Genomic DNA, 8,268 nt, shown 5'->3' on the forward strand with positions numbered 1-8,268 from the left:
GTGATGATCCGCATCCCCCTGCGCCCCCTGGCCAAGATCCTCCGCGCCCGCGAGCGGGGCGAAAACCCCGACGACATCGAGACCGAAAACCGCCGCCAGCGGCATGAGGCTGTCCAGGACAAGGCCCGCCGCCGGGCCGAGGGGCGGCTGGCACTGATGGCAAGCTGTTTTGTCCTGGCCTTCGGCGTGGTGGGGGTCCGCATGGGCACCCTGGCGTCAAGCGATCCGATCGAGCCGCAAAGCGAGGTGATGTCGGCCCAGATAGTCTCGCAGCGCGCCGATATCACCGACCGGCAGGGCCGCGTGCTGGCGACGAACCTGCTGACCCATTCGCTTTATGCCCATCCCCACCAGATGGTAGATCCGGTCGGCGCGGCGAACGAGTTGGCGCGCATCTTTCCCGACCTGGATGCTGCCGACCTGACCAAGGACTTCACCGGCAGCCGCAAGTTCATGTGGATCAAGCGCAAGATGTCGCCCGAACAGATGCAGGCGGTCCATGACATCGGCGAACCCGGCCTGCTGTTCGGCCCGCGAGAGATGCGCGTTTATCCCAATGGCCATATTGCCAGCCATATCCTGGGCGGGTCCGGCTTCGGCAACGAAGGCGTTAACAGCGCCGAGGTTCTGGGCGTCGCGGGCGTGGAAAAGGCCTTTGACGGCTGGCTGCGCGATCCTGCGAACGACGGCGCGCCCTTGCAGCTGTCCATCGACCTTTCCGTGCAATCCGCAATGGAGCAGGTCTTGGCGTCGGGCATGGAGGTGATGAGCGCGAAGGGCGCCACCGGCATCCTGATGGAAATCGCGACGGGCGAGATCCTGGCCATGGCCAGCCTGCCGGATTTCGACCCGAACGACCGGCCCCGCCCCTTGCTGAAGGGCGATCCGTCCGACAGCCCGTTGTTCAACCGCGCGGTGCAGGGACAATACGAACTCGGATCGACCTTCAAGATCTTCCCGGTCGCGCAGGCGCTCGATCTGCAGATCATCAATCCCAACAGCGGCATCAACACCACGACGCCGATGCGCATTGGCAAATACCGGATCAGCGACTTTTCTAACTATGGCGCGCAATTGTCGGCAACGGACGTGATCGTCAAGTCCTCGAACGTGGGCACGGTTCGGATCGCGCAGATGATCGGCGTAGAGCGGCAAAAGGATTTCCTGCAAAAGCTGGGCTTCTTCGAACCCCTGCCGATCGAGATGGTCGAGGCCCCGACCGGCAAGCCGCTGGTCCCGACCCGCTGGCCCGCCGTGACTGCGGCCACCGTGTCATTTGGCCACGGCCTTGCCGCAAGCCCGCTGCATCTGGCCGCGGCCTATGCCACCGTTGCCAATGGCGGCGTGAAGGTGACCCCCACCCTGATCCACGGCCGCACCCGGCCCGAAGGCGCACGGATCCTGTCGGAACGCGCCGCCGCCCGCGCGGTGGATATGCTGCGCCAGGTCGTCACGCGCGGCACCGCCAAGCAGGCCGAGGTGGAAGGCTATGAGGTTGCGGGCAAGACCGGCACCGCCGACAAGCCCCGTCCGTCCGGCGGTTATTACGACAACAAGGTGGTCTCGACCTTTGCATCGGTCTTTCCGGCCAGCGCCCCAAAATACGTGATGATCGTGACGCTGGACGAACCGTCCGTGACCGGGCCGGGCGGGGAAAGCCGCACGGCAGGGGCGACCGCCGCCCCTGTCGCCTCGGCCATCATCAGGCGCCTGGCGCCGCTGGTCGGGCTGGAACCCGTTACCGACGAAAACCTGCCGGTCATCGAGCCGCGCTTTGCGCCCCGTGTTGAATCGCAACCGGGCGATGAGCTAAAGGTCGTCGCAAATAAATGACGGGTAGAATTGTGGGGCAAGGCAGGAAAACGCTGTCGCAGCTTGGGCTGCGGGCAAGGGACGGGCGCGACCCGGACATCACCGGGTTGTCGCTGGACAGCCGCACAGTAAAGCCCGGACATCTGTTCGCGGCACTTCCGGGATCGGCGGTCCATGGCGCGGACTTCATTCCCTATGCCCTGCGCATGGAGGCAGGCGCGGTCCTGACCGACCGCCTGGGTGCTGAAATGGCCGCAGAGGCCCTGTCGGGCTGGAACGGCGCCGTTGTCGTGGCCGAGGATGCGCGCGGCGCCCTGGCCGGTGCCGCAGCCCTGTGGTTCGAGGCACAGCCCGATCATGTGGTCGCCGTTACCGGCACATCCGGCAAGACCAGCGTCGCCAGCTTTACCCGCCAGATCTGGCAGCACCTGGGCCACAAGGCCGTCAGCCTGGGCACGATGGGGGTCGAAGGCGATCACCAGGCCAAGCTGGCCCACACCACCCCCGACCCCCTGACCCTGCACCGTATTCTGGCCGAGGCCGCGCAGGCAGGCGTCACCCATGCCGCGATGGAGGCGTCCAGCCACGGGCTGGACCAGCGCCGCCTGGACGGCGTCCGGATCGAGGCCGGGGTCTTCACCAACTTCAGCCAGGATCACCTGGATTACCACGCGGGCTTTGATGAATACTTTGCGGCCAAGGCGCTGCTGTTCAATCACATCCTGGAAGACGGCGCGGCGGCGGTCATCAATATCGACAGCGAACGCGGGCGGCAGATGCTGGACATCGCCACGGATCGCGGACTGGCGGTCACGACGGTCGGCAATGGCGAAAACGCCATGCTGCGGATCCTCGGCCAACGCTATGACGCGACCGGGCAGGATCTGCGGTTTTCGCTGATGGGCCAGCCGTATCTGGTCCGCCTGCCGCTGATCGGCGGGTTCCAGGCGGAAAACGTGCTGGCGGCCATGGGGCTGGTGCTGGCTGCGGGCGATCCTGCCGACAAGGTGCTGCGTGCCCTGCCCAACCTGCACACCGTGCGCGGGCGGATGCAGCTTGTGGCCCAACGCGAAAACGGCGCGACGGTCTTTGTCGATTACGCCCACAAGCCCGGCGCGGTCGTGGCTGCGCTGCAATCTTTGCGCCCCCACGTCATGGGCCGCATCGTCTGCGTGATCGGCGCGGGCGGCGACCGCGACCGGGGCAAGCGCCCCCTGATGGGGCACGCCGCGCGCGACTTTGCCGATGTGGTGATCGTCACCGACGACAACCCCCGGACCGAGGATCCTGCCGCCATCCGCGCCGCCGTCATGGAAGGCGCAGGGCCGGATGCCACCGAAGTGGCTGACCGGGCCGAGGCGATCCTGCGCGGCGTCGATGCGCTGCTGCCGGGCGACGCGCTCTTGATCTGCGGCAAGGGACACGAAACCGGCCAGATCATCGGCACCGACGTTTATCCCTTTGACGATGCCGAACAGGCATCCGTGGCGGTTGCTGCACTGGACGGCAAGATATGACCCTGTGGACAGCCGAGGAAGCCGCCGCCGCGACAGGCGGGCGGGCGCAGGGCGATTGGGCGGCCTCGGGCGTGTCCATCGACACGCGCACCATCCAGCCGGGCGATCTGTTCGTTGCCCTGACGGACGCACGCAACGGCCATGACTTCGTGGTGCAGGCGTTGGACAAGGGCGCCTCAGCGGCCTTGGTCAGCCGGATCCCGGACGGGGTGGCCTCGAACGCGCCGCTGTTGATCGTGCCGGACGTGCTTGCTGCGCTGGAAGGGCTGGGCCGCGCGGGTCGCAAGCGCATGACCGGCAAGGTCGTCGCAATCACCGGATCGGTCGGAAAGACCTCGACCAAGGACATGGCCCGCGTGGCGCTGACCGGGCAGGGGCGCATCCACGCGGCCGAGGCCAGCTATAACAATCACTGGGGCGTGCCGCTGACCCTGGCGCGGATGCCCCGCCACACCGATTTCGCCATCATCGAAATCGGCATGAACCATCCGGGCGAAATCGCGCCCCTGTCCCGCCTGGCCCGCCCCCACGTCGCGATGATCACCACCGTTGCAGCCGCCCATCTGGAAGCCTTTGGCGCCATCGAGGGCATCGCCCGCGAGAAGGGGGCGATCTTCGAGGGACTGGAACCCATCGGCCACGCCATCATCCCCGAGGATTTGCCGGTCACGCAAATCCTGCGCGATTGCGCGGATGCCGCGGGGGCACTCGTGATGGGCTTTGGCCGCGACGGCCAAGCCAAGTTGATGCAGGCCAAGACCGATGACGGCACGCTGAAATGCCGCGCAAGGATCAGCGGCGAGACACTGGATTTCACCCTTCAAACCACCGGCAGTCATTTCGCGCTGAACGCGGTGGGCGTTCTGGCCGCGCTTGCCGCCGCTGGCGCGGATGTAAAAGAGGCCGCCATGCGCCTGGGCGACTGGCTGCCGCCCAAGGGACGCGGTGCAGTGGAAGACCTGGCGGGCCTGCGCCTGATCGACGACGCTTATAACGCCAACCCGACCTCGTTGTCGGCGGGCCTTGCCACGCTGGCTGCATTGGGAGGCGGGCGCAGGGTCGCGATCCTGGGCGATATGCTGGAACTGGGTGCGGACGAGATCCCGATGCACCGGGACATGGCCCATGACCCGTCTATGGCGCAGGTTGATCTGGTCCACAGCGCCGGTCCCCGGATGCGCCACCTGCACGACGCCCTGCCGCCTGCCAAGCGCGGGGTCTGGGCGGAAACCGCCGAGGAATTGGCGGCCCGCGCGGGGGACTTGGTGGCGCCTGGCGATGTCGTGCTGGTGAAGGGGTCGAAGTCCTCGAAGATTTCGACGGTTGTCGACGCCTTGCGCCGTGCGGCGCAAGATTCGATGTTTTGACGGCAAGGAATAACGGATGCTTTTCTGGCTCAGCGGCCTGTCCGAAGGGGGCGACCTTTTCAACCTGTTCCGCTATATCACGTTCCGGGCGGGGGCGGCTTTCTTCACCGCGCTGATCTTCGGCTTCATCTTCGGGCGCCCGCTGATCAACTATCTGCGCCGGGTCCAGAAAAAGGGCCAGCCGATCCGCGACGACGGTCCCGAAAGCCATTTCGTCAAGGCGGGCACGCCCACGATGGGCGGCATCCTGATCCTGTCGGCGCTGTTCTTTTCCACGCTTCTCTGGGCGCGGCTGGACAATGGCTATGTCTGGATCGTTCTTGTGGTCACGGCGGGTTACGCTGCGATCGGATTTGCCGACGACTATGCCAAGGTCAGCAAGCAGAACACAAAGGGCGTTTCGGGCCGGGTGCGGATGGGCCTGGGCCTGGTCCTGGCATTTGTCGCCGCAGCCTGGGCGATGTGGCTGCATCCGACGGCGCTGTCCGGGCAACTGGCGCTGCCTGTCTTCAAGGACGTGCTGGTGAACCTGTGGTGGTTCTTCATTCCCTTCGGAATGCTGGTGATCGTGGGGGCCGCCAATGCGGTGAACCTGACGGACGGGCTGGACGGGCTGGCGATCATGCCGGTGATGATCGCCGCAGGCACGCTGGGCGTCATCGCCTATACCGTGGGCCGGGTGGACTTCACCGACTACCTGGGCGTCCACCATGTCCCCGGCACGGGCGAAATCCTGATCTTCGTGTCCGCCCTGATCGGCGGCGGGCTGGGCTTCCTGTGGTACAACGCCCCCCCGGCCGCCGTCTTCATGGGCGATACCGGGTCGCTAGCGCTTGGCGGCGCGCTTGGCGCCATTGCGGTCGTGACCAAGCACGAGATCGTCCTTGCCATCGTCGGCGGGCTGTTCGTGGTCGAGGCGCTGTCGGTCATCATCCAGGTCGCCTATTTCAAGCGCACCGGGCGCCGGGTCTTCCTGATGGCCCCGATCCACCATCATTTCGAGAAGAAGGGCTGGGGCGAGGCGCAGATCGTCATCCGCTTCTGGATCATTGCGCTGATCCTCGCGCTGATCGGGCTTGCGACGTTGAAACTGCGCTGATCTTTGTCTTGGCATAAATATCCCGCGGGGGTCCGGGGGCGCGAAGCCCCCGGCCGCGACATCAGGAGCATTCCATGATCCCGGTTCAAGGCGTCGAAGGACAAACCATTGCCGTTCTAGGCCTTGGCCGATCCGGCAAGGCCACTGCCGCGGCCCTGGCGGCGGGCGGCGCCACGGTCGTTGCCTGGGACGACGGCGTCGATACCCGAGAGGCTGCGGCCGCCGATGGCCTGACCATTGCCGACCTGACCCGCGCCGATGCCTGGACGGGCGTAGCGGCGCTGATCACCAGCCCCGGCATTCCGCATCTTTACCCCAGGCCCCATCCGGTGATCGCCAAGGCCTATGCCATGGGGATTCCGGTGGACAACGACATCGGCCTGTTCTTCCGCAGCTATGCAACCGAAGATTGGGAAGGCTTCGACCGCGCCCCTCGCGTGATCGCCGTGACCGGATCGAACGGCAAATCGACCACCACGGCGCTGATCCATCACATCCTGTCCGAAGCGGGGCGCCCGACGCAGATGGGCGGCAATATCGGCACCGGCGTGCTGTCCCTGGAACCCGCGATCGACGGAGAGGTGGTGGTGCTGGAACTGTCCAGCTATCAAACGGACCTTGCCCGCGCGCTGACGCCCGATGTTGCGGTCTTCACCAATCTGTCGCCTGACCACCTGGACCGCCACGGCGGTCCCGGGGGATATTTCGCGGCCAAGCGGCGTCTGTTTACCGAAGGCGGACCAGACCGTGCCGTGATCGGCGTCGACGAGGTCGAGGGGCTTTACCTGGCGAACCAGTTGTCGATGGGACCAGCGGACGACCGGGTGATCCGGATATCAGCCGGACAAAAGCTTGACGGGGGGGCGTGGTCGGTCTTTGCGCGCAAGGGGCATCTGGCCGAATACCGCAAGGGGCGGCAGGCGGCATCCATCGACCTGCGCGCCATCCAGGGCCTGCCGGGCGCGCATAATCACCAGAATGCCTGTGCCGCCTATGCCGCCTGCCGGGCCGTGGGACTGGCGCCGCGCGACATCGAGGCCGCGTTCCACAGCTTTGCCGGTCTGCCGCACCGCAGCCAGACCGTGGCCGAAATAGGAGGCGTGCGTTACGTCAATGATTCCAAGGCCACCAATGTCGATGCCGCCGCCAAGGCGCTGCAAGCCTTTGACCGGATCCGGTGGATTGCCGGGGGTCTGGGGAAAGAGGGCGGCATCGCCGCGCTGGCACCCCATCTGGGGCGCGTGACCAAGGCTTATCTGATCGGCCATTCCGCGCGCGACTTTGCCCTCGAGATTGGCCAGACCCCCTACGAGATCGTCGAGACGATGGAAGCTGCCGTCGCCCGCGCCGTGTCCGAGGCCCAGCCGGGTGAAACCGTGCTGCTGGCCCCTGCCGCCGCCAGCTTCGACCAGTATCCGAATTTCGAGAAGCGGGGCGAGCATTTCACCGAACTGGTGAAAGCGGTGGCTTCCCGCTGACGGCAAGCGGGGCAGGGGGCTTTCAGCCCCCTCGGCCGCAAGCGGCCTCACCCCCGAGGATATTTAGGCCAAGGTAAAGCCTGTCATGCCCAGCCTGGCGGGCGCTTGTCCAGGAATGCGGCCATGCCTTCGGCGGTATCGGGCAGCAGGATGTTCTGGCACATGGCCTCGCCTGCCATGGCATAGGCATCCCCCACCCCAAGCCGCATCTGTTCGTGGAAGGCGCGCTTCCCCAGGCGGATCGCGGCCGGCAGCTTGGCGGCGATGGTCGCGGCCATCTGCATGGTGGCATCGGTCAAGGCATCCGGCGCGGCGATGCGGTTGACCAGGCCCAGCTGCAAGGCGCGAGATGCATCGATGAACTCGCCCGTCACCAGCATCTCGAATGCAGCCCGGGGCGGGATGGCGCGGGTCAGGGCGACCATGGGCGTCGAGCAGAACAGCCCGATGTTCACGCCGTTGACGCCAAAGCGCGCGGTTTGGGATGCCAAGGCCATGTCGCATGATGCGACCAGCTGGCATCCCGCAGCCGTGGCGATGCCCTGAACCTCGGCAATGACCGGCTGGGGCAGGGCGGGGAGCCGTTGCATCATCCGCGCGCAACTGTCGAACAGGTCGGCAAAGGCGGCGCCCCCGCCATCCGCGCCATCGCGCGCCGCCTGCATCTGGCGCAGGTCGTGGCCCGCGCAGAACGCCTTGCCCGTCGCGGCAAGCACAACCACGCGGACATCCTTGTCATCCGCGATCCTGTCCAGTTCCGCCGTCAGTGCCGCGATCATCTCGACCGACAGAGCGTTGTAGTTGCCAGGACTGTTCAGCGTCACCCGCGCGACATGGCCATCATCTTGCCGCAGGATCAGGTCTGCCATCTTGATCTCTCCCCCTGTTTGCCGAAAGCCTATGCCGCGACAAGCGAAGGGGAAAGCATGGATATCGTGATGGACGCGCAGGCGCTGAACGCCTTTCTGGCCAGCGACTTTCCGCAGGTGGCGAAT

Annotated in this window: 7 protein-coding genes (1 of these 7 only partly in view); 6 read left to right on the forward strand and 1 reads right to left on the reverse strand. The window is 66.2% G+C overall.

The features are described 5' to 3' along the window. Positions 1-3 precede the first annotated feature (3 nt). The 5 genes from LZ585_RS03895 (at position 4) to murD (ending at position 7,273) form a co-directional block, all read left to right on the forward strand. Positions 4-1,833 carry a peptidoglycan D,D-transpeptidase FtsI family protein gene (locus tag LZ585_RS03895; protein WP_234855135.1) on the forward strand — a complete coding sequence of 610 codons (1,830 nt, stop codon included), beginning with the start codon at positions 4-6 and terminating at the stop codon, positions 1,831-1,833. Continuing rightward, complete coding sequence (locus tag LZ585_RS03900; protein WP_234855136.1) at positions 1,830-3,329, forward strand: UDP-N-acetylmuramoyl-L-alanyl-D-glutamate--2,6-diaminopimelate ligase; 1,500 nt, start codon at positions 1,830-1,832, stop codon at positions 3,327-3,329. The genes LZ585_RS03895 and LZ585_RS03900 overlap by 4 nt, the downstream gene beginning before the upstream one ends. Next, complete coding sequence (locus LZ585_RS03905; RefSeq protein ID WP_234855137.1) at positions 3,326-4,696, forward strand: UDP-N-acetylmuramoyl-tripeptide--D-alanyl-D-alanine ligase; 1,371 nt, start codon at positions 3,326-3,328, stop codon at positions 4,694-4,696. The genes LZ585_RS03900 and LZ585_RS03905 overlap by 4 nt, the downstream gene beginning before the upstream one ends. A 16-nt stretch (positions 4,697-4,712) precedes the next feature. After that, positions 4,713-5,795 (forward strand): phospho-N-acetylmuramoyl-pentapeptide-transferase, encoded by a 1,083-nt coding sequence (gene mraY, locus LZ585_RS03910; RefSeq protein ID WP_234855138.1) that lies wholly within the window; start codon positions 4,713-4,715, stop codon positions 5,793-5,795. A 74-nt stretch (positions 5,796-5,869) separates the two neighbouring features. After that, a complete protein-coding gene (gene murD, locus LZ585_RS03915; protein ID WP_234855139.1) occupies positions 5,870-7,273 on the forward strand; it encodes a UDP-N-acetylmuramoyl-L-alanine--D-glutamate ligase in 1,404 nt (467 codons plus the stop codon). 83 nt (positions 7,274-7,356) lie between these two features. On the opposite strand, the gene LZ585_RS03920 is transcribed toward murD, so the two are convergent. Further along, positions 7,357-8,142 carry an enoyl-CoA hydratase gene (locus LZ585_RS03920; RefSeq protein ID WP_234855140.1) on the reverse strand — a complete coding sequence of 262 codons (786 nt, stop codon included), beginning with the start codon at positions 8,140-8,142 and terminating at the stop codon, positions 7,357-7,359. A 57-nt stretch (positions 8,143-8,199) separates the two neighbouring features. Between LZ585_RS03920 and LZ585_RS03925 the strand changes: the two genes are divergently transcribed. Further along, a protein-coding gene (locus LZ585_RS03925) for a PaaI family thioesterase (protein WP_234855141.1) crosses the window boundary here: on the forward strand, positions 8,200-8,268 show its 5' portion. It continues 357 nt past the right edge of the window; only the first 69 of its 426 coding nucleotides appear in the window; the start codon lies at positions 8,200-8,202; the stop codon falls past the right edge of the window.

It is taken from the genome of Paracoccus everestensis (genome assembly GCF_021491915.1).
Taxonomy (GTDB): Bacteria; Pseudomonadota; Alphaproteobacteria; order Rhodobacterales; family Rhodobacteraceae; genus Paracoccus; species Paracoccus everestensis.

Excerpts from the sequence above, each read along its gene's own strand:
- LZ585_RS03895 (WP_234855135.1), top strand. The coding sequence starts at position 4 with ATGATCCGCATCCCCCTGCGCCCCCTGGCCAAGATCCTCCGCGCCCGC.
- LZ585_RS03900 (WP_234855136.1), top strand. The coding sequence starts at position 1,830 with ATGACGGGTAGAATTGTGGGGCAAGGCAGGAAAACGCTGTCGCAGCTT.
- LZ585_RS03905 (WP_234855137.1), top strand. The coding sequence starts at position 3,326 with ATGACCCTGTGGACAGCCGAGGAAGCCGCCGCCGCGACAGGCGGGCGG.
- mraY (WP_234855138.1), top strand. The coding sequence starts at position 4,713 with ATGCTTTTCTGGCTCAGCGGCCTGTCCGAAGGGGGCGACCTTTTCAAC.
- murD (WP_234855139.1), top strand. The coding sequence starts at position 5,870 with ATGATCCCGGTTCAAGGCGTCGAAGGACAAACCATTGCCGTTCTAGGC.
- LZ585_RS03920 (WP_234855140.1), bottom strand. The coding sequence starts at position 8,142 with ATGGCAGACCTGATCCTGCGGCAAGATGATGGCCATGTCGCGCGGGTG.